This window comes from Bradyrhizobium sp. 25ACV (genome assembly GCF_054863005.1).
The window spans coordinates 351,894-373,137 of record NZ_JAVAYO010000004.1 but is presented as its reverse complement, the minus strand read 5'-3'; the positions used below and the strand labels follow the sequence as shown (position 1 = coordinate 373,137).

The 21,244-nt window shown below is 64.0% G+C and carries 21 protein-coding genes; 11 read left to right on the top strand and 10 right to left on the bottom strand.

All coding sequences use genetic code 11. The annotated features are described in order from the left end of the window. The first annotated feature begins 97 nt into the window (after positions 1-97). The 3 genes from RAD04_RS11810 to RAD04_RS11800 all read left to right on the top strand — a co-directional run bounded on the left by RAD04_RS11810 (position 98) and on the right by RAD04_RS11800 (position 2,334). Complete coding sequence (locus RAD04_RS11810) at positions 98-511, top strand: c-type cytochrome (protein WP_461623927.1); 414 nt, start codon at positions 98-100, stop codon at positions 509-511. Positions 512-1,003: 492 nt separating this feature from the next. Further along, complete coding sequence (locus RAD04_RS11805) at positions 1,004-1,804, top strand: hypothetical protein (protein WP_461623926.1); 801 nt, start codon at positions 1,004-1,006, stop codon at positions 1,802-1,804. Positions 1,805-1,980: 176 nt separating this feature from the next. Continuing rightward, positions 1,981-2,334, top strand: coding sequence for a hypothetical protein (locus tag RAD04_RS11800; protein WP_461623925.1), 354 nt, complete (start codon positions 1,981-1,983; stop codon positions 2,332-2,334). A gap of 155 nt (positions 2,335-2,489) precedes the next feature. Here RAD04_RS11800 and RAD04_RS11795 read toward each other — a convergent pair whose 3' ends face one another. Beyond that, the gene (locus RAD04_RS11795) at positions 2,490-3,131 is read right to left on the bottom strand and encodes a tetratricopeptide repeat protein (RefSeq protein ID WP_018323277.1); all 642 of its coding nucleotides are present in this window, start codon (positions 3,129-3,131) and stop codon (positions 2,490-2,492) included. A gap of 137 nt (positions 3,132-3,268) precedes the next feature. Next, entirely contained in the window at positions 3,269-4,204 is a 936-nt protein-coding gene (gene htpX, locus RAD04_RS11790) for a zinc metalloprotease HtpX (RefSeq protein WP_461623924.1), read from the bottom strand. A 283-nt stretch (positions 4,205-4,487) separates the two neighbouring features. On the opposite strand from htpX, the gene RAD04_RS11785 reads away from it, so the two are divergent. The 6 genes from RAD04_RS11785 to RAD04_RS11760 all read left to right on the top strand — a co-directional run bounded on the left by RAD04_RS11785 (position 4,488) and on the right by RAD04_RS11760 (position 11,575). Next, on the top strand, positions 4,488-5,858 hold the full coding sequence (locus tag RAD04_RS11785) for an HlyD family secretion protein (RefSeq protein WP_461623923.1): 1,371 nt from the start codon (positions 4,488-4,490) through the stop codon (positions 5,856-5,858). Then, on the top strand, positions 5,855-7,795 hold the full coding sequence (locus RAD04_RS11780; protein WP_461623922.1) for a glycosyltransferase: 1,941 nt from the start codon (positions 5,855-5,857) through the stop codon (positions 7,793-7,795). Before RAD04_RS11785 ends, RAD04_RS11780 begins: the two co-directional genes overlap by 4 nt. A gap of 116 nt (positions 7,796-7,911) precedes the next feature. Then, entirely contained in the window at positions 7,912-9,210 is a 1,299-nt protein-coding gene (locus RAD04_RS11775) for a lytic murein transglycosylase (protein WP_461623921.1), read from the top strand. A 109-nt stretch (positions 9,211-9,319) separates the two neighbouring features. Continuing rightward, a complete protein-coding gene (locus tag RAD04_RS11770) occupies positions 9,320-9,823 on the top strand; it encodes a DUF1993 domain-containing protein (RefSeq protein WP_461623920.1) in 504 nt (167 codons plus the stop codon). Between the two features lie 179 nt (positions 9,824-10,002). Next, positions 10,003-11,103: an alkene reductase gene (locus tag RAD04_RS11765; RefSeq protein ID WP_461623919.1), complete on the top strand. Its 1,101-nt coding sequence runs from the start codon at positions 10,003-10,005 to the stop codon at positions 11,101-11,103. 79 nt (positions 11,104-11,182) lie between these two features. Next, positions 11,183-11,575 (top strand): hypothetical protein, encoded by a 393-nt coding sequence (locus tag RAD04_RS11760; RefSeq protein ID WP_461623918.1) that lies wholly within the window; start codon positions 11,183-11,185, stop codon positions 11,573-11,575. Between the two features lie 136 nt (positions 11,576-11,711). On the opposite strand, the gene RAD04_RS11755 is transcribed toward RAD04_RS11760, so the two are convergent. The 7 genes from RAD04_RS11755 to glpD form a co-directional block, all read right to left on the bottom strand. Further along, the gene (locus tag RAD04_RS11755; protein ID WP_026202903.1) at positions 11,712-13,454 is read right to left on the bottom strand and encodes an ABC transporter substrate-binding protein; all 1,743 of its coding nucleotides are present in this window, start codon (positions 13,452-13,454) and stop codon (positions 11,712-11,714) included. 130 nt (positions 13,455-13,584) lie between these two features. After that, on the bottom strand, positions 13,585-13,914 hold the full coding sequence (locus RAD04_RS11750; protein ID WP_018323269.1) for a DUF2160 domain-containing protein: 330 nt from the start codon (positions 13,912-13,914) through the stop codon (positions 13,585-13,587). Between the two features lie 10 nt (positions 13,915-13,924). Continuing rightward, entirely contained in the window at positions 13,925-14,731 is an 807-nt protein-coding gene (locus tag RAD04_RS11745) for a carbohydrate ABC transporter permease (RefSeq protein ID WP_018323268.1), read from the bottom strand. Continuing rightward, complete coding sequence (locus RAD04_RS11740) at positions 14,731-15,705, bottom strand: carbohydrate ABC transporter permease (RefSeq protein WP_091956114.1); 975 nt, start codon at positions 15,703-15,705, stop codon at positions 14,731-14,733. Before RAD04_RS11740 ends, RAD04_RS11745 begins: the two co-directional genes overlap by 1 nt. Further along, positions 15,705-16,790: an ABC transporter ATP-binding protein gene (locus RAD04_RS11735; RefSeq protein ID WP_038948336.1), complete on the bottom strand. Its 1,086-nt coding sequence runs from the start codon at positions 16,788-16,790 to the stop codon at positions 15,705-15,707. The genes RAD04_RS11740 and RAD04_RS11735 overlap by 1 nt, the downstream gene beginning before the upstream one ends. Positions 16,791-16,803: 13 nt before the next feature. Beyond that, positions 16,804-17,880: an ABC transporter ATP-binding protein gene (locus RAD04_RS11730; RefSeq protein WP_183259755.1), complete on the bottom strand. Its 1,077-nt coding sequence runs from the start codon at positions 17,878-17,880 to the stop codon at positions 16,804-16,806. Beyond that, the gene (gene glpD, locus RAD04_RS11725) at positions 17,877-19,427 is read right to left on the bottom strand and encodes a glycerol-3-phosphate dehydrogenase (protein ID WP_179737145.1); all 1,551 of its coding nucleotides are present in this window, start codon (positions 19,425-19,427) and stop codon (positions 17,877-17,879) included. Before glpD ends, RAD04_RS11730 begins: the two co-directional genes overlap by 4 nt. Positions 19,428-19,712: 285 nt before the next feature. On the opposite strand from glpD, the gene RAD04_RS11720 reads away from it, so the two are divergent. Beyond that, positions 19,713-19,964, top strand: coding sequence for a type II toxin-antitoxin system Phd/YefM family antitoxin (locus tag RAD04_RS11720; RefSeq protein ID WP_461623917.1), 252 nt, complete (start codon positions 19,713-19,715; stop codon positions 19,962-19,964). Continuing rightward, the gene (locus tag RAD04_RS11715; RefSeq protein ID WP_461623916.1) at positions 19,964-20,380 is read left to right on the top strand and encodes a PIN domain-containing protein; all 417 of its coding nucleotides are present in this window, start codon (positions 19,964-19,966) and stop codon (positions 20,378-20,380) included. The genes RAD04_RS11720 and RAD04_RS11715 overlap by 1 nt, the downstream gene beginning before the upstream one ends. 4 nt (positions 20,381-20,384) lie before the next feature. Here RAD04_RS11715 and RAD04_RS11710 read toward each other — a convergent pair whose 3' ends face one another. Beyond that, positions 20,385-21,230 (bottom strand): DeoR/GlpR family DNA-binding transcription regulator, encoded by an 846-nt coding sequence (locus RAD04_RS11710; protein ID WP_461619659.1) that lies wholly within the window; start codon positions 21,228-21,230, stop codon positions 20,385-20,387. Positions 21,231-21,244 lie beyond the last annotated feature (14 nt).

Below are 21,244 nucleotides of genomic sequence, written 5' to 3'. Positions count from 1 at the left end.
ACGCAAAACGGCCCCGGAACATCCCCGGGGCCGCTGTCGTTTGCCCTCGACATTCCGGCGCGCGCTTGCTGCGGCGCGAGCTCTGATAGAGGCGCAGATGCAATCACGCCTGCAGACGTCACGAAGTACATGGCTGCGCACGATCGCGGCCGCCGGAGCGGTGCCACTGCTTCTCTCGCCCCCCTCGCTCGGGCAGCAGCCTGCGGGCGACGAGGCAGCCCACCAAGCCTTCAGCAATTCCTGCCGCACCTGCCATTCCGTGAAGGAAGGCGACAACCGCCTCGGCCCCAACCTCAACAAGATTCTGGGACGCAAGGCCGGCGCGCTACCGGACTATAATTATTCCTCTGCGATGAAGGATGCCGGTTTCGCCTGGGACCAGGACAAGCTTGCGCGCTTCATGGTCAAGCCGGACGAGGTGGTGTCGGGCAACAAAATGCAGCCCTATGGCGGCATCTCGGCGGAGGAAGCGGCGAAGATCGTTGCTTATTTGCAGGCGGCGTCACAGTGACGCCAGGCGATGCAGCTTTCGTGTGGCAGCGGCGGTTGTCGCACATTCTTCGAGACGCCCTCCGGAGGCGGGCCCTCGGAATGAGGTCCGGAGCGCGCGGCTTCAAATCATTCCCAAGACATTGGCGAGTTGGATCAACGCCACTCTTCCCTTGCGCCAGTCAGCAGATGCCAGTTAGCCTCATCCTGAGGCGCGAGTGGCGCGATGCAAATGCATCGCGCCGGGAGCCTCGAAGGATGCACGGCCCGGATGCAGCAGCCGGGCCGTCGCCCTTCGATGGCCGCTGAAGAAGCGGCCACCCCAGGGTGACGGTGCAAGACTAGCGCCCGCGCGGCCGCCCACCCTTGGTTAACCCCGCACTAATCCGCCGCAGCGATCTGCAACCAACGGTTAAGCACGCCTCAACATCGGTGCCTTAGTCTCGCCCCACTCACTTTTCGCAAACGGCGAAGGCCCTATTCTGCCGGGCGAAGTGACATCAGGGGGTTCATCATGCGCATTGCGTTGCTGCTGACCGCAACCATTGTCGGCGCGCTCTTCGCCAATCCATCCCAAGCCGGATCGCTCGATACCGATGCAGCGCAGTCGCTGCCGCCGGGCTTCCAGAGCTATCGCGGCTACATGTTCGACCTGTCGGAGAACTCTGACCGGAAGGATGTCGACAAGCTCACCGACAATCTGAAGAGCCAGATCGACGCGGTCGAGGCGGCCGGCCTGTCGCCGCGCGTGCTGCGCTTCTTCCGCACCGTGCCGATCATCGCCAGCGAGCTCGCCTGCCTCGACGAAGGCGCCGCCACCGCCTGCTACGGTCGCGTCGCCCCCAACGTCGAACGCCGCGTGCCGCGGACGCTGACGGTCTGGGACCACGACAAGCAGCGCTGGACCAATCCGAACGCCGTCGACCTCGCGGTCGATTCGGGCCTCGGCGTGATCATGCTGCGGCCGGACATGATGCGCTACGAAAAGGAGGCCGTGCTGCTGCATGAGCTCCTGCACGCCTATCACGCGCGGCTGTTGCCGGACGGCTACGCCAACAAGGGCGTGATCGCCTACTTCGCCCTTGCCAAGTCCAAGGACTTGCTCCCCAAGGAATCCTATGCGTTGAAGAATCCCATGGAATTCTTTGCCGTGACCGCCAGCATCTTTCTGGCCGGAAAGAGCGAATTCCACGATCCGAAGTCGCGCGAGACGCTTAAGGAGAAGATGCCGGACTATTACAAATACCTGGTCGGCGTGTTCGGCTTCGACCCGGAGCCGGCGGCGGCAAACGGCCCGGTCGCCTCGCTGAAGTGAGGCGAACGTCGAGCTGCCTCAGCCAGATCAACCAAAGAGCCGCGCGAAATGCGCGGCTTTTTTGTTTTGCAGGCCGGAAGCTGCGGATGACGTCCAGGCGGGAATTGCCAAGGCGGGGCCCGATCTGCATAGTCCCGCCCGCATCGAGACCCATTTTTCGAAGAGGATAGAACAACATGGCGGACGCCGACCTGGATGTCGTGATCCGGCAGCTGGCCAGACAGCTGCATACGGGCCTGATGACCCGCGCCAAGGAGCGGCGGGATCGCTTCAACGGCCTGGCGGCCAAGGCCAAGGGCAAGGAGACCGGCGACCGCTTCAAGATGATGGCCAAGGCCACCATGGAGCAGGCCACTGCCGCCGCCAAGCGTCTGCAGATGTCCGCCGACAACGTCGCCGACAGCTACGCGCGGTCGATGCGGCTTGCCGCCAGCACCCCGATCGCCGTGAAGGTCGAGAAGCAGGCGAAGGAGAAGCCGGCAAAGAAGGCCGCGAAGGCAAAGAAGGCCAAAGCCAAGAAGGCGAAGTAGGCGGATGAGGAGTATCCCTCCGCACAATCAGCGCCGTAGGGCGGGCAAAGCGAAGCGTGCCCACGCGTCTGTTGCCGTATTGTAGAGATCGTGGGCACGGCGCAAGGGCGCCTTTGCCTACCCTACGATTCCAGGATTCGGTGGATAGAGCCCCTTCACTGCCTCGGCACTGACACCTGCGTCGGCTCGGCGCTGGCGAGTTCGGCGAGCCTGGCGCGCGCGGCTTCGCGCGTGCGACCGTCCTTGCCGGCCGGCAGCGCCAGCGCCGCCTCGAAATCGGCGCGCGCATCGTCGGCCTGGCCACGGGCGAGGAACGCCAGGCCACGGTCGAGGCGGGCCTGGGCGTCCGAGGGGTCGAGGCGAACCGCCGTGTTGTAGCTCAGAATCGCGCGGTCGAGATCGCCCGTGGCGGCGAGCGCGAGACCGCGCTGGTGATACGGCGCAGCGCGCTTGGGATCATGCGCGATCGCCTCGTCATAGTCGGCGATGGCGAGTTCAAGATCGCCGTTCTGACGGCGCGCGAGCGCGCGGTCGCGATAGAGCGAGGCGCGATTGGGATTGAGGTGAATGGCCTCGTCGAAATCGGCGACCGCCCGCCTGAAGTCACCATGGCGCAGCGCGATCCGTCCGCGCCCCTCATAGGCAAAGGCGATCAGCGAGCCGCGCAGCGGCGAGAAGCCGATCACGGCCGAGCAGATGTCGGGATCGTCCTCGTCGCCGCAATTGACGACCATGTGCGTGGACAGGCCGACGAGCACGCACAGGACGATCAGCAATGGTACGGCAGCTCTGGTCATCTTCGACGGTGGCCGGCAGCGAGCCGGTCACGCATCCCCTTTCGAAGGAAGTGTCTCGTCGGGGTCTTAACACCGGCTCCGACGATCCTGTGTGCGCCAGGTCACAAAGCCGACCGCAAATTGCCGCAGGTTCCATTTCAGCCCCAGGGACCACGCGAGGACGAGCGCCCCCATGGGCCGCGCGGCGGATAGTTCTCGTTGGCGCCAACCGACGGCGCCGGCCGCGTGCCGAGCTCGGCCGCGAGCTGCTGAAGCGCAGCAATGCGGTTCTGCGTCGAGGGATGGGTGGCGAACAGATTGTCCACGCCATGGCCCGACAGCGGATTGATGATGAACATGTGCGCGGTCGCGGGGTTTCGCTCGGCCTCATAGTTCGGCACCTGATGCGCGGCGCCCTCGATCTTCACCAGCGCGGAAGCCAGCCACATCGGCTGCCCCGCGATGCGCGCACCGAGATTGTCCGCGGCATATTCGCGGGTGCGGCTGATCGCCATCTGCACCAGCATGGCGCCGAGCGGGGCGAGGATCATCATCAGGATCGAGCCGACGATGCCGAGACCATTGTTGTTCTCGCGGTTGCCGCCGAAGAACATGCCGAACTGCGCCAGCATGGAGATCGCACCGGCGATGGTCGCAGTGATCGTCATCAGCAGCGTGTCGTGATTCTTGATATGGGCGAGCTCGTGCGCGATCACGCCGGCGAGCTCCTCGCGGCTGAGCTGGCCCATCAGGCCGGTGGTGACGGCGACGGCGGCGTTTTGCGGGTTGCGGCCAGTCGCGAACGCGTTGGGCTGCACCTCATCCATCAGGAACACGCGCGGCATCGGCAAGCCTGCCCGGCCCGCAAGTTCCGCGACCAGCCCGACCAGCTCCGGCGCGGTCGAACGATCGACCTCATGGGCGCCGTACATGCTGAGCACCATGCGGTCGGAGTTCCAGTAGGTGAAGAGATTCGTTGCCGCGGCAATGACAAGCGCGATCATGGCGCCGGAGGCACCGCCGATCAGATAGCCGACGCCCATGAACAGGGCGGTGAGGCCTGCGAGCAGCATTGCGGTACGAAAATAGTTCATGGCCGTCTCCCAAGGCGGCCGCGGGCGAACCTCTGGCCGGCACCCCGGAGGTATGAATGCTGCCTGCTACCGCAAGGTTCGTGCGTCGCCCGGCCGCACATTCCATCGTGGCGTCAGCCTTTCCCGCGCCGCTAAAGCTTGAGCGGGATTTGCGCAAAAACACCCGCAGACGTTTAGCAACCTGGAAAGCGCAATCGCGGCTTAATTCGTGGTAACCGGGCACGCCGCGCGGCCGCGGCGCATTGACCGGTTCCGTTGGCACCCCGTCAGCAAGGTGACCGTCATGATGGACCGCTCGAGCGCCGCCTCCGTCGATCCCGCATCTGCTCCCTCCCCTCACGACGCCAAGATTGACGCCAAGATCGACACGAGGACTGACGCGAAGGGATTGCAGGAGGCGCTGTACGAGCAGATGTTCGCCAATGACGAGCCCGGCCCCGCACCCGATGCGAAGACAGAGCCGGAATCGCAGCGGCGCTGGCCACATCTGAGGCGCGGCGCGAAGATCGCGATCGGACTTGCCCTCATCGCCATTTTCGGCTGGCTGCCGCTGCGCGCGGTCTGGGAGTATTCAAGCGTCGAGGCCGTGTTGAATTCCCGCCTCGTCACCCTGCGCACACCCATCGGCGGCCGGGTGGCAGCCGCGCAGCGCTTGACCGATCAGGCCAGGCTCGACGCCGGGACCGTGGTCCTGCGCGTGGTCAACCCGCGCGGCGATCGCACCCGGCTCGACGATCTCCGGCGGCAGAAATCGCGCCTGGAGAACGAGCGGCCGAGCCTTGCCGCCAAGCTTGCCTCGGCCCAGGCCGCGCAAAAGGACCTGGCGCGGCAGGCGACGCAATTCCGCGACGGACGCGTGCTCCAGCTCGAGGCCCGGATCGCCGAGATCCAGACCTCGATCGAGGCCGCGGCAGCGCGGCGGGAGGAAGCCAGTGCCGCGGTCGACCGCGCATCCTCGCTGGCGAAATCCGGCAACGTCTCGACCGTCGAGCTGGCACGGCTGACGCGCGAGCTTTCCGTGTCGCAGCAGACCGAGCTCGGTGCGCGCAAGCGGCTGGACGCGGCCAAGGTAGAGCTTACCGCGGCACGGAACGGCTCCTTCCTCGGCGACAGCTACAACGACCGGCCGAGCTCGGTGCAACGCGAGGAAGAGATGCGCCAGCGTGCCGGCGACCTCGACGCCGACCTCGCACGCACAGACACCGAGATCGCCTGGCTCGCCAGCGAGATCATCACCGAAGAGATTCGCTTCGCCGATCTGTCCGAAGCCAACATCACGACACCCGTCACAGGGCGCGTCTGGGAGATGATGACCTCGCCGGGCGAGGACGTGCAAGCCGGCCAACCGCTGCTCAAGGTGCTCGATTGCAGCGGCGCCGTCATCACCGCGAACGTCACCGAGAGCGTCTACAACCGTTTGCAGCTCGGCGACCACGCGACCTTCGAGCCGAACGACGGCGGCGCAGCGATTTCCGGCACCGTGGTCAACCTGACCGGCGCCGCCGGCGCGCCCGCCAATCTCGCCATCAATCCCGACGCGCTGAGCAAGGAGCCCTATCGCGTGACCGTTGCGCTCGGTGATGGCGCTGCCCACGCCTGCACGGTGGGACGCACCGGCCGCGTGGTGTTTGCAAGGCAAGAGACCGCGCCATGACGACGGCGCTGACGCCCGGCCTGATTGCGCTCGGCGCCTTCATGGCGATCGTGCCGCTGCTCAGGCGCGACAGCACGATGGCACGCTCGTTCCTGGCTATCGTGTCAGTCGTTTTCCTGCTCCGCTATCTCCATTGGCGAGTCACAGCGACTCTCCCGCCGCCGCATCTGACCGCGGATGCCGTGATCGGCTATCCCTTCATGCTGCTGGAAGCGGCCTCGCTCGTCGCGGTCACGTTGTCTCTGCTGTTCCTGAGCCGAACAATCGATCGTTCCAGGTCAGCCAGGATCGATAGCCGCGCCTTCGATCCCGGCGCGCCGCTGATCGACGTCTTCATCTGCACCTACAACGAGGAACGATCGATCCTCGAGCGCACGATCATCGGCGCGACCGGCATGACGTACGGCAACTACCGCGTCTGGGTGCTCGACGACGGCCGACGGCCCTGGCTGCGGCGACTCGCGGGTGAACTCGGCTGCCATTATCTCACGCGGCCCGACAACCATCACGCCAAGGCCGGCAATATCAATCATGCGCTCCGACATGTCGGTGCGATGCCGAAGCCGCCGCAATTCGTGGCCATCCTCGATGCTGACTTCGTGCCGCGGCCCGACTTCCTGGCGCGGACCATCTCGCTCATGGACGATGCTTCGGTCGGGGTGGTGCAGACGCCGCAGCACTTCATCAATCCCGACCCGATCCAGAGCAACCTTGCTGCAACCGACGTTTGGCCAGACGAGCAACGCTTCTTCTTCGACATCCTGCTGCCGGCGAAGGACGCCTGGGGCGTCGCATTCTGCTGCGGCACCTCATCGCTCATTCACTACGACGGACTGATGCTGATCGGTGGGTTTCCGACCGATTCCGTCACGGAAGACTATCTCGTCACCCTTCGCCTGAAGGAGCAAGGCCTCAACACGATCTATCTCAACGAGCGGCTGACGATCGGGCTCGCGCCGGAAGGGTTGAAGGAATACATCACCCAGCGCGCCCGCTGGTGCCTAGGCTTGATGCAAATCGTGCGCGGCCGCAGCGGACCGCTGTCGAGGGAGTCGAAGCTCTCCTTCATCGACCGGCTCTCGCTGGTCGATGCTTTCATGAGCTGGTCCGCGGTCTACACGTCGAAGGTCGCGGGCCTCGTGGTGCCCTGGCTGTTCCTGCTATTCGGCATCAAGGCGGTCCGGGCCGACCTGAGCGAGCTGCTCCGGTTCTTTCTGCCGTTCTATGTCTGGCACAGCCTCAGCATGGCCTGGCTGTCGCACGGCCGGTCGCTGGCCATGATGACTGATGTCTCGCAACTCATCGCCGCGCCCGCAGTGCTGAAGGCGGTGGCAACCGGTCTGCTGAAGCCGAAAGGACACAAGTTCAAGGTCACGGCGAAAGGCGGGGACCGGGACAGGAGATTTGTCGAATGGCCGCTGCTGCGGCTCTATGGCACCGCGCTTCTCGTCACGCTCGCGGCCATCGCTTATGCCTTCATCCTGCACCTGCGCGGCGAGAACATCGCCTACGGCGGGCTGGCTCTGACCTGGAGCCTCTACAACGCATTCATCCTCACCGTGGTTTGCTTCGTCTGCATCGAGCAGCCGCGCAAGCGCAAGGCGGAGCGCTTTGATCGCAATGAGACGGTGCTGCTGCGCCAGCACGGCAAGTCGCATCTCGCGCGGCTCGCCGACATCTCGATCACCGGCGCCCGCCTGATCGATCCCGATCCGCCGCACCCCGGCAGCGCGATCGAATGCCGGATTTATGGCCGCCCGATCGCCGCGGTCGTGGTGCGGCGGACCGCGGATGGATTCGCGGTGCGTTTCGAGGAAGGCATGGATACACGCGTGCATGCGATCAGGGCGTTCTATGCCGGCGAGTATGTTCGCGCCTATCAGGGCGTCAGGGCGCTCCCGGTCGGGAAAGCGCTGCTGATGCGGCTGTTCGGCTAGGCCGGCATCCACGCGCATTCCATATGCTGGCATGGCACGGAAAGGATGGCCTGGGGCCATCACTTCACCTAAACTTCGGGCGAATCCACGCCTGCCCCTTCCCCACCGGAACCCCTATGGTCCAGACCCGATTTCTGATCGCGGCCGTCGCGCTCCTCGCATGCTCCGCCACCGCCTCCGCCCAGTTCGCGCCGCCGCCCGCCAAACCCGTGGCGCCCAGGACCACCGCAGCCTCGCCGCGTGCGGCGTGCCATAACGGTGCGAGCTTCGATCGCTTCCTCGCCGACGTGAAGCAACAGGCTGTGGCCGCCGGCGTATCGCAGCGGACGATCGCGGAGGCTTCGCCCTACCTCGTCTACGACCAGGGCATCGTCAACCGCGACCGCGGTCAGCGCGTGTTCGGCCAGCTCTTCACCGAATTCGCCGGTCGCATGGCGGCGCCCTATCGCATGCAGAACGGGCAACAGCACATCAAGCAATACGCTGCCGCATTCGCGCGTGCGGAAAAGGAATATGGCGTGCCGCCGGCGGTGATCGCCGCGTTCTGGGGGCTGGAGAGTGACTTCGGCGCCAACATGGGAAATCTGCCGACGCTGAAATCGCTGGTGTCGCTCGCCTATGACTGCCGGCGCTCGGAGATGTTCGTGGGCGAGACCATCGCCGCGCTGAAAATCATCGACCGCGGCGATCTGCATCCCGACGAGATGATCGGCTCCTGGGCCGGCGAGCTCGGCCAGACCCAGTTCCTGCCCGTGCATTACGTCAACTACGCTGTCGACTATGACGGCGACGGACGGCGCGATCTGTTGCGGTCGCCAGCCGACGTGATCGGCTCGACCGCGAACTACATTGCCAACGGCCTGAAGTGGCGGCGCGGCGAGCCGTGGCTCGAGGAGATCAAGGTGCCGCAGAACCTGCCGTGGGAGCAGACCGACCTCACGGTGCGAGAGCCGCGCTCGAAATGGGCGCAGCTTGGCGTCACCTATCCCGACGGCCGGCCGCTGCCGAATGACAATCTCGCGGCCTCCGTGCTGCTGCCGATGGGACGCAATGGTCCGGCCTTCATGGCGTACCCGAATTTCGCGGCTTACACCGAGTGGAATAACTCGCTGATCTATTCGACCACCGCAGGCTATCTCGCCTCGCGCATTGCAGGTGCCGCGCCGATGCGCAAGCCGACGGCGCCGGTGGCGCAGCTGCCGTTCAACGAGCTCAAGGAATTGCAGCAACTGCTGGTGCGTGCCGGCTTCAATGTCGGCAAGGTCGACGGCGTGCTGGGCCAGCAGAGCCGCGCGGCCGTCAAGGCGATGCAGATCAAGCACGGTCTCCCGGCCGATTCGTGGCCAACGGCTGAGCTGCTGGCGCGCATGCGCGGCGCCACGGCGCAGGCGCAGCCGGCGGGGATGGTGAGGTAGAATTTTCGCACTGCACAAGCGGCTCCCCGCGATTGTATTTTTCCGTGAGCCTCCCATGTGAGTAGCTCAGGTTTTCTCCTGAGATTTCCCATTCACAAGCGAGCATCACATGTCCCTCTACGACGCGGCCGTCCCCGCCTATTTGCAAATGCTGAACAGCCTCACCGGCCTGCTCACCAAAGCCGAGGCGCATTGCGCGGCCAGGAAGATCGACCCCAGTGTCCTGCTCGGCTCGCGCCTCTTCCCGGACATGCTGCCGCTGTCGAAGCAGGTCCAGCTCGTCAGCGATTTCGCCGCCAAGGGCTGCGCCCGGCTGACCCATAGCGAGGTGCCCTCGACGCCGGACACCGAGACCAGCTTTACGGAATTGAAGCAGCGGCTGGCCAAGACCATCGACTATGTGAAGTCGTTCAAGCCCGAGCAGTTCGAAGGTGCCGAGACCAAAGACGTCACCTTCCCCGCCGGCCCCGACAAATCCATCACCATGAAGGGCCAGCAATTCCTGAGCGCGTTCTCGCTGCCGAACTTCTATTTCCACGCCGCGACCGCCCACGGCATTTTGCGCCACAACGGCGTCGAGATCGGCAAGCGGGATTTTATGGGCGCGAACTGATTTGCGAAATTGCACGGCCGTGGCGGTCGTAATCCACTGTCACGGCCAAGATCGCACATGAATTATGCTACGCGGGCCCCGTCGCGTAGCTCGCCTGCACTTTCCGTATGGCTCATCTCTTGCGCTTGATGTCGCGATGCACAAGTGTTCCTGACCTTTCACCGTCTGGAACATCCCCCATGAGCCGTTCGACCAAATTGTTTGAGACCTACAAGCTCGGCCCGATCACGCTGGCCAACCGTCTCGTCATGGCGCCGCTGACGCGCAACCGCGCGGTGCCCGGCACTTTCGTGCCCGGTGTACTCGCCGCCGACTATTACGGCCAGCGCGCCTCGGCCGGCCTCCTGATCACCGAAGCAAGCCAGGTCTCGCAGCAGGGTCAAGGCTACCAGGACACCCCCGGCATCTATTCCAAGGACCAGGTGGCCGGCTGGCGCAAGGTCACCGACAAGGTCCATGAGCGCGGCGGCAAGATCTTCGTCCAGCTCTGGCATGTCGGCCGCATCTCGCATGTCGATCTGCAGGCGGGTGGCGCAGCCCCCGTGGCACCGAGCGCGATCCGCGCCAAGGGCAAGACCTTCGTGAACGGCGGCTTCGCCGACGTCTCCGAGCCGCGCGCGCTCGAGCTCTCCGAAATCCCCGGCATCATCGACGATTTCAAGCGCGCCACGAAGAACGCGCTGGAGGCCGACTTCGACGGCGTCGAGATTCACGGCGCCAACGGCTATTTGCTTGAGCAGTTCGCCAAGGACGGCGCCAACAAGCGCGCCGACGCCTATGGTGGCTCGATCGAGAACCGCGCGCGGCTTATGCTGGAAGTGTCCAAGGCCGTGGTGGCCGAGGCCGGCGCCGACCGTACCGGCATCCGCATCTCGCCGGTGACGCCGGCCAACGATATCTCGGATTCCAACCCACAAGCCCTGTACGACCATATCGTCGACGGCCTCAGCGGGCTGAAGCTGGTCTATCTCCATGTCGTCGAGGGCGCCACTGGCGGCCCGCGCGACATCGCGCCGTTCGACTATGCATCCTTGCGCAAGCGCTTTGCCGGCGCCTACGTCGCCAATAACGGCTACGATTTCGATCTCGCCAATAAGGTGCTGGACACCAATGCGGCCGACCTCATCGCCTTCGGCAAGCCGTTCATCTCCAACCCCGACCTCGTCGAGCGGCTGAAGCAGGGCGCGGCGCTGAACGACTGGGACAAGACCACGTTCTACGGCGGCAGCGCGAAGGGTTACACGGATTACCCGACGCTGGCGGCCGAGCCGGCGGAGTGAGGCTCCGACGCTAAACGAGCATTTGACATAAAATCCTCCTTAGGTTGTAATGCGAATTTACAACCTTTTGGGGGAAGTCATGGCTGAGCCAGAAACATTCGAAAAGGTTTGGGACCTTTATATTCCACCGATCAAGGCACGCGTTTCAAGTCGAGCGACGGAAATCGCAAAAGTTCATGAACGGAACGAGATTGACGCTCAAGACGCATTCGACGCTCTCCGAGAATATATCCCCGGGACACCCGTCCCTCCCGCGACACCCGCGCCGCGGGAGGGGTGGTTTAATCGAACATTCGTGGGCTTCACCGCAGTCGTTGCTCTTATGACACTCGCATTTGGAATTCTGGGTGCCATTGGACTCGCTACGGGCGGCAATGCCGAAAAGGCAACTGCCGGGTTCTTGGAAATAGCAAAGATATTTGCAGGCGCTGTTATCGGCGGTGCCGTTGGGGCTACTACAGCGCGGAAATAGCGGATGCAAATAGCGCCCGACAACAATGATGAAAAAAGGCCGGGATCGCTCCCGGCCTTTCGATCTTGATGGATGGCCGGGTCAATTTCGCGAAGACGCGCTTCGCACTCTTGCCCGGCCATGACGTCTCACGACGTTACTTCGCTTCCGCGCGCTTGGGCGGGGTTGCAGGCCACGACTTGATCAGGGTGTCGTAGTCGACGGTCTCGCCCTTCGGCTTCTCGTTGGCGAGCTTGCGCTGCGGAGCAATGGTGCCGTCCTTCTGGGCCTTGGCGAACCAGTATTCGGCCGTCTCCTTCTTGTGCAGCTTGGGACCGCAGGCGCCCTGGACGCCGGACTTCTCCAGGCGCTCCATGACGGAGTCCTGAGCGGCGGCCAGCGCGTCCATCGCCTGCTGCGGGGTCTTCGCACCGGACGACGCATCGCCGATGTTCTGCCACCACAGCTGCGCGAGCTTCGGATAGTCGGGCACGTTGTTGCCGGTCGGGGTCCACTGCACGCGCGCGGGCGAGCGGTAGAACTCGATCAAGCCGCCGAGCTTCGGCGCACGCTCGGTGAACGACTTGTCCCAGATGTCGGATTCACGGATGAAGGTGAGACCGACATGGCTCTTCTTCAAGCTTACCGACTTGGAGATGATGAACTGGAGATAGAGCCAGGCCGCCTTGCGGCGATCCGCCGGGGTCGACTTCAGCAGCGTCACGGAGCCGGCGTCCTGGTAGCCGAGCTTCATGCCTTCCTTCCAGTACGAACCGTGCGGCGAGGGAGCCATACGCCATTTCGGCGTACCGTCCGCGTTCATCACGGCGATGCCCGGCTTCACCATGTCGGCGGTGAAAGCGGTGTACCAGAACATCTGCTGGGCGATGTTACCCTGCGCGGGCACCGGGCCTGCTTCGGAGAACGTCATGCCCTGCGCCTGCGGCGGCGCGTACTTCTTCAGCCACTCGAGATACTTGGTGATCGAGTAGACCGCGGCCGGACCGTTGGTGTCGCCACCACGTTCCACCGAGGAGCCGACCGGACGGCAGCCTTCCATGCGGATGCCCCACTCGTCGACCGGCAGGCCGTTCGGAATGCCCTTGTCACCGTTGCCGGCCATCGACAGCCAGGCGTCGGTGAAACGCCATCCGAGCGAGGGGTCTTTCTTGCCATAGTCCATATGGCCGTAGACCTTGACGCCGTTGATCTCCTTGATGTCGTTGGTGAAGAACTCGGCGATGTCCTCATAGGCGGACCAATTCACGGGCACGCCGAGCTCGTAGCCATACTTGGCCTTGAACTTGGCCTTGTAGTCGGCGTTGGTGAACCAGTCGTAGCGGAACCAATAGAGGTTGGCGAACTGCTGGTCGGGCAGCTGATAGAGCTTGCCGTCCGGCCCCGTGGTGAACGACTTGCCGATGAAGTCGTTGACGTCGAGCATGGGATCGGTGACGTCCTTGCCCTCGCCGGTCATGTAGTCCGACAGCACGACGGTCTGGCCGTAGCGGAAATGCGTGCCGATCAGGTCGGAATCGTTGATCCAGCCGTCATAGACGTTCTTGCCGGACTGCATCTGGGTCTGCAGCTTCTCGACGACGTCACCTTCCTGGATGAGGTCGTGCTTGAGCTTGATGCCGGTGAGCTCGGAGAACGCCTTGGCCAGCGTCTGCGACTCATATTCGTGAGTCGTGATGGTCTCGGAGACGACGTTGATCTCCATGCCCTTGAAGGGCTCGGCCGCCTTGGCGAACCACTCCAGCTCCTTCTTCTGGTCTTCCTTCGACAGCGTCGAGGGCGTGAATTCCGCGATCCACTTCTGGATCACGGCGTCGTCGGCGGCGCGGACCGGCGCCGAGACGGCGAACGACACCGCAATGATGGCGGCGGCGCTGGACATGGTCAGAAAGCTATTCTTGGTCAATGGGCCTTTCCTTCTCCTAAACTGTCGCATGTTGTTCCTCCGTTGCAGCGACAAACTTTTATACAGACCCGGATTGCCCCCGGATCTGGCCGTCTCTTCGCGAGCTTCAGACCGTGCGAAAAATGAGCACGGCCGTGACCAGCGAAATTCCACTTGCGAGCCACAGGCGCGAGATTTCAACGCCTTCCTCGCCGATCGGCAGCGTTGCGATCGCATCGGTGCCGAAGAAGCCGATCCAGAGAAGGTGGATGACCGCCGCCGAGATCAGCGAAATGAACAGGCGGTCGCCGCGCGTGGTCGGAATTCGGAGCACACCGACGCGCTCGGCTTCGGGATAGACCGCCGCAAGCCACGTCATCACGGCGAGCGTGCAGGCCAGCGCGGCGAAGAAGATCGCCGTCGGCAGCGTCCAGGCCATCCATGCGATCGATTCCATTGATGCCTCCTTAGACGCGACCGAGCGCAAAACCGCTCGCGATGTAATTGCGGACGAACCAGATCACGAGCGCGCCGGGGATGATGGTGAGCACGCCGGCCGCTGCCAAGAGGCCCCAGTCCATGCCCGATGCCGATACCGTGCGCGTCATGATCGCCGCGATCGGCTTGGCCGACACCGAGGTCAGCGTGCGCGCAAGCAAAAGCTCGACCCAGGAGAACATGAAGCAGAAGAAGGCGGCGACGCCGATGCCGCTCGCGATCAACGGCACCAGGATCTTGATGAAGAAGCGCGGGAAGGAATAGCCGTCGAGGAAGGCAGTCTCATCGATCTCGCGCGGCACGCCGGAGACGAAGCCTTCGAGGATCCACACCGCCAGCGGCACGTTGAAGATGCAGTGCGCGAGCGCAACGGCCCAGGGCGTATCGAACAGGCCGATCGCCGAATAGAGATTGAAGAACGGCAGCGCGTAGACCGCGGCCGGCGCCATGCGGTTCGACAAGAGCCAGAAGAACAGGTGCTTGTCGCCGAGGAAGCGGTAGCGCGAGAAGGCGTAGGCCGCAGGCAAGGCCACCGAGATCGAGATGATGGTGTTGAGAACGACATATTCCAGCGAGTTGATGTAGCCGGAATACCAGCTCTCGTCGGTGAAGATGCGCTTGTAGTGCTGCAGCGTCGGCGTGTGCGGCCACAGCGTCATTGTCGAGACGATCTCGCTGTTGGTCTTGAAGCTCATGTTGACGAGCCAGTAGATCGGCAGCAGCAGGAAGATCAGGAACAGCCCCATGATGAGGCGGCGGCCGGGAATCGAATGCATCAGGCCACTCCTTCCTTTGGCTTGAGCGCGGGCACGGGCTTGAGCGCGGCCGCAGGCTTCGGCTCCGCCGCCGGCTCGCTTTCGGCCTGAACCTTCCGCTCGGCGCCGGCATTGGTCATGACGGTGTAAAAGATCCAGCAGACGATCAGGATGATCAGATTGTAGACCAGCGACAGCGCCGCGGCCTTGCCGAGGTCGAACTGGCCGAGCGCGATCTTGACGAGCTCGATCGACACGAAGGTCGTGGAGTTGCCGGGCCCGCCGCCGGTGACGACGAACGGCTCGGTGTAGATCATGAAGCTGTCCATGAAGCGGAGCAGCACGGCGATCAGCAAGACGCGGTTCATCTTCGGCAGCTGGATCGCCTTGAACACGGCCCAGCGCGAGGCACCGTCGATCTGGGCGGCCTGGTAATAGGCTTCGGGAATCGATTTCAGGCCGGCATAGCAGAGCAGCGCGACGAGGCTGGTCCAGTGCCAGACGTCCATCACGATGACGGTGACCCAGGCGTCGATGTCGTTGGAGACGTAATTGTAGTCGATGCCCGCGGCGTTGAGGACATAGCCGAGCAGCCCGATGTCCGGACGTCCGAAGATCTGCCAGATCGTGCCAACCACGTTCCACGGAATCAGCAGCGGCAGCGCGAGAATCACGAGGCAGGCCGCCACGGTCCAGCCCTCGCGCGGCATCGACAACGCGACGACGATGCCGAGCGGCACCTCGATCGCGAGGATCACCAGCGAGAAGAACAGGTTGCGGCCGAGGGACGCGAGGAAGCGGCCGCCGAGATCGGTGGAGGGATCGAGCAATTCCTTGAACCAGCCGACGCCGTTCCAGAAGAACTGGTTGTTGCCGAAGGTGTCCTGCATCGAATAGTTCACCACCGTCATCAGCGGCAGCACCGCCGAGAAGGCGACGACCAGGAACACCGGCAGCACCAGGAACCAGGCTTTTTGGTTGACGGTCTTGTCCATCAGGCGGCTCCCTCCACCAGAAGGCTGTCGGCATAGACGTGGACGTGGGACGGATCGAATTTCAGTCCGGCCATGCCATCCGAGCTGGTGAATCCCGCGGGCGCGCGCGCCGCGAGCTTTGCATCACCGAAGCGGGCGCGCGCAAAACGAATGCGGCCGAGATCGTCGAGGCGCTCGATCTTCGCGGTGAGCAGGCCGGGCGCAGGCGCCACGACCTCCACGAATTCTGGACGGACGCCGATCTCGATCTTCGCGCCGACAGGCAGATTGTCGTAAGCACGGTTCAGCGCGATGACGTGACCGCCAATGCGCGCCTCGCGCCCCCTCACCTCGGCCGGCAGGATGTTCATGCCGGGCGAGCCGATGAAATAGCCGACGAAGGTATGCGCCGGCTTGTCGAACAGCTCGGCAGGCGTACCGCTCTGCACCACGCGGCCGTCATGCATGACGACGACGGTGTCGGCGAAGGTCAGCGCCTCGGTCTGGTCGTGGGTGACGTAGATCATCGTGAGGTCGAGCTCGCGATGCAGCGCCTTCAGCTTGGAGCGGAGCTGCCATTTCAGCTCAGGATCGATCACCGTCAGCGGTTCGTCGAACAGCACGGCGGCGACGTCGGAACGGACGAGACCGCGGCCGAGCGAGATCTTCTGCTTGGCATCGGCCGTGAGCCGCGTCGCCTTGCGGTTCAGATAGGGTTCGAGGTCGAGCAGGCGTCCAATCTCGGCGACGCGCTTGTCGATCTCGGCCTTCGGCACGCCGCGGTTCTTCAGCGGAAACGCCAAATTCTGTCCGACCGTCATGGTGTCGTAGATCACCGGAAACTGGAACACCTGCGCGATATTGCGCTTCTGGGTTGACAGAGGTGTGATGTCCTTGCCGTCGAACAGGATTTGCCCCCGCGACGGCGTGATGATGCCGGAGATGACGTTGAGCAGCGTGGTCTTGCCGCAGCCGGACGGGCCGAGCAGCGCATAGGCGCCGCCCTGCCGCCAGGTCATGGTCACCGGCTTCAGCGCAAAGCTGTCCTGCGGCGCATCATTGCCGCCGTAGGAATGGGCGAGATCGACGAGGTCAATGCGGGCCATGGCGCATCCCCTCCTACGATCCAGGTGCTGCGACCAGCCGGTCAGCAGCGTCGAACACGAAGACATCATTCGGATCGAGCACGGCGTCGAGCGTCTGGCCGGGCTCGAATTCGTGCACGCCGTGCAGCACCGCCACCCAGTTCGATCCTTCGCGGGTCAGATGCACGAAACTCTCCGAACCGGTGATCTCGGTCACCGTGACAGTGGCATGGAAGGCATGGCGATCAGCCTCGCCATTGGCGAGCGCGAGCTGATGCGCGCGAAAACCGACGCGATAGGCGCCGTCGGCCAGCGACGAATAGAGCCCTGAGGCCGGCGAGGCGGTGCCGCCGGCATAAGCGACCTGCCCGTTCTTCTTCTCGATACCGACGAGATTGAGCGGCGGATCGGAAAACACCTGGGCGACGCGCAGCGTCTGCGGCCGGCGGTAGACATTGGCGGTCTCGCCGATCTGGAGCGCCTGGCCTTCCCACATGCATACCGTGTTGCCGCCGAGCAGCAACGCCTCGGTCGGCTCGGTGGTGGCATAGACGAAGATCGCGCCCGAGGCCTCGAAGATGCGCGGCAGCTCGGCGCGCAGCTCCTCGCGCAGCTTGTAGTCGAGATTGGCGAGCGGCTCATCGAGCAGCACGAGATCGGCACCCTTGACCAGCGCGCGCGCGATCGCGGTGCGCTGCTGCTGGCCGCCGGAGAGCTGGAGCGGCGTGCGCTTCAGAAACGGCTCGAGCCGGAGCAGCTTTGCGGCTTCCGCCACCCGCGTCTCGATCTCGTCGCGCGGCTTGCCCTGCACGCGCAAGGGGGAGGCGATGTTCTCGTAGACCGTCAGCGAGGGGTAGTTGATGAACTGCTGGTAGACCATCGCAACCGAACGCTGGCGCACGTCGGCGCCGGTAACGTCCTTGCCGTTGACCAGCACCTTGCCCGAGGTCGGCTTGTCGAGGCCGGCGAGCAGCCGCATGATCGAGGTCTTGCCCGACAGCGTCGGCCCGAGCAGCACGTTCAACGTGCCGCTCTCGAGCGTTAGCGAGACGTCGCGGATATGCTGGACCCCCTCGACGGTTCGGGTCACGTGATCGAGCGTCACGGTCATGAGCGTCCTCCCGCTTCCAGCAGAGGACTTTGCGGCACGGCGTGGGTCCTGATCCAGTCGTCAAGCGCAGCAATCTCATCGGCAGATAGTCGCAGGCCGAGCTTGGAACGGCGCCAGACGACGTCCTCGGCGGTCACGGCCCATTCGTTGGCCATGAGGTAGCGAACCTCGCGTTCGGTCAGCGTCGCGCCAAAGGCCTGGCCGAGATCGGCCGATGATTTGGCGTCACCGAGCAGCTTGATGGCCTTGGTGCCATAGGCGCGCGCGAGCCGCCTGGCGTGCTCGTGGCTGAGGAAGGGATAACCGCGCTGCAGCTCGGCGATCAGGCCGTCGATATCGGAGACATTCATGTCGCCGCCGGGCAGCGGCCATTTGCCGGTCCAGCCCTCCCGCGCTTTTGCGCTGCGAAGATAGGGCGCGAGCCGCTCCAGCGCTTCCTCGGCGAGGCGGCGATAGGTGGTGATCTTGCCGCCATAGATCGACAGCAACGGCACGCCGCCGGGCGTGTCGAGCTCGAACACGTAGTCGCGCGTCGCGGCCTTGGCTTCGCTGGCCCCGTCGTCATAGAGCGGCCGCACGCCGGAATAGGTCCAGACCACGTCGTCGGGGGTCACGGGCTTCGCCAGATATTCGCTCGCCGCGGTGCAGAGATACTGGATCTCCTCCGCCGTCGCCTTCACCTTGGCGGGATCGCCGTCATAATCGCGATCCGTGGTGCCGATCAGCGTGAAATCGTCCTGGTACGGGATCACGAAGATGATGCGGCCGTCGGCATTCTGGAACATGTAGGCGCGGTCGTGGTCGTAGAGTTTCCTGACCACGATGTGCGAGCCCTGCACCAGGCGCACCTTGGCTTTCGCGTTGACGCCGGCGCCGCGGCCGAGCACGTCCTCGACCCAGGGGCCGCCGGCGTTGACCAGAGCCTTTGCCTGGACCTGCGAGCGCTCACCGGTCAGCGTGTTGACCATGCTCACGGTCCAGAGGCCGTCGGACTGCTTGATATCCGTTGCGCGGGTGCGGGTGCGGATCTCGGCGCCCTTGTCGGCGGCATCGCGTGCATTGAGCACGACGAGGCGGGCGTCATCGACGAAACAGTCGGAATATTCAAAGGCGCGAGAGTAGCGATTCGGGATCAGCGGCTTGCCGACCTCGTCACGCCGCAGATCGACCGAGCGGGTCGCCGGCAACAGATGGCGGCCGCCGATGTGATCATAAAGGAAGAGGCCGAGTCGCAGCAGCCAGGCAGGGCGCAGGCCGGCGTGATGCGGCAATACGAAACGCAAGGGGCGGATGATGTGGGGCCCGATGCCCCAGAGGATCTCGCGCTCGATCAGCGCCTCGCGAACGAGGCGAAACTCGTAATATTCGAGATAGCGTAGGCCGCCATGCACCAGCTTGGTCGACCAGGACGATGTCCCGCTCGCCAAATCGTTCATTTCGCACAGGAAAACCGTGTTGCCGCGGCCCACCGCGTCGCGCGCGATGCCGCAGCCATTAACACCGCCTCCAATGATGGCGAGGTCGAAAATACGCTCCAACAGACGCATCCCCCGGCGACTCGCTCGTTCTGTCGAGCGGCTACTTTCGTTTTTGATTAGATCACACCGAAAAACGAAAGCAAGACGAAAGAGAGGAGGAAAGGAAATGAAAGTGAAACTTTTTCAGCGTCAATACGGCGGAGAAATCAGCAGGAGAACGGACAAGTTTTGAGGCAGCCGGCTCGACCGATCGGCCCGGGGGGCGCGTTGCACCGCTTCAGCTGATCGAGAACTTGAATGTAGCAACATGCCTACATATAATTTGCCCTACCGCAGGCGAGGAGGCGCGAACCGATGGTCACCACCCTGACCAGCCGAGAGTTCAATCAGGATACGAGCGGTGCCAAGAAAGCAGCATCAAAGGGGCCCGTCTTCATCACCGACCGCGGCCGTCCAGCCCATGTCCTGCTGAGCATCGAAGATTATCTGCGCCTGAGCGGTGGGCACATGAGTCTTGCCGAAGCTCTGGCACAGGCGAACGCGGACTTCGATTTCGATCCGCCTCGCATCGCCGGCGGAATCGTCAGGCCCGCCGATCTCGACTGATGTTTCTGCTGGACACCAACGTCATTTCCGAACTGAGGCGGCCGGACAAGGCTGATCGCAACGTGCTTGCTTGGGCCAATACAGCGCCCGCGGCGAATTTCTTCATGTCCGCCATCTCGATTCTCGAAATTGAACTTGGCGCGCGCCTGATCGAGCGCAAAGACGCGGTGCAAGGTGCCGTCCTGCGCGCCTGGATCGACGATCACATTCTGGCCCGCTTCGAAGGACGGATCCTGGCTATCGATACGGCCGTGGCGCAGCGTTGTGCCCAACTTCACGTTCCCAATCCGCGGGCCGAACGCGACGCCCTTATTGCAGCCACCGCGCTTGTCCACGGCCTGACCGTCGTTACGCGCAATGTGGAGGATCTTGAACCTACGGGCGTGCCACTGCTCAATCCGTGGAGCAGTACATAAGCCTCTATCTCAGCCGCACCACCGGCGCGGCTTCTGGTGCCGCATCCTGGGCATCGGCCGGCACATCGTCGATGTCCGCCCCCTTCGGCATCGCCGCCATCACCTCGATGCCCTTGCTATGGCAGATGGTGGCGAGGCGCTCGGGAAGCTCCTGGTCGGTGACGAAGGTCTGGATCTGGGTCATGTGGGCGATGCGCACCGGCGCGCTGCGGCGGAGCTTTGTGGAATCGGCAACCAGCATCACGCTGCGGGCATTGGCGATGATGGCCTGCGCCACCTGCACCTCGCGATAGTCGAAGTCGAGCAGCGCCCCCTCCTCGTCGATCGCGGACGCGCCGATGATGGCGTAGTCGACCTTGAACTGGCCGATGAGCTGCGTCGCGGTGGAGCCGACCACGGCGCCGTCGGCACGCCGGACCGTGCCGCCGGCGACCACCACCTCGATGCGGGGATGGCGGTAGAGCAGCATCGCGACGTTGAGATTGTTGGTGATGACGAGGAGATCCTCGTGCGAGGTCAGCGCGCTCGCGACCTCCTCCGTCGTGGTGCCGATGTTGATGAAGAGCGAGCATCCGTTCGGGATCAGCGAGGCGGCCGCGGCTCCGATCGCCTTCTTTTCGTCGGCAGCGACGAAGCGCCTTGCCTCATAAGCGAGGTTTTCGACGCCAGAGGCGATGATGGCGCCGCCATGGATGCGGGTCAGCGATCTCCGCTCGCAGAGGTCGTTGAGATCCTTGCGGATGGTCTGCGCCGAGACTTCGAAGCGGCGCGCGAGCTCCTCGACCATGACGCGGCCCGAGGCCCGCGCGATGTTGAGGATTTCGGCTTGGCGATGGGTCAATCCGGTCACGGCAAAGGCCTCAA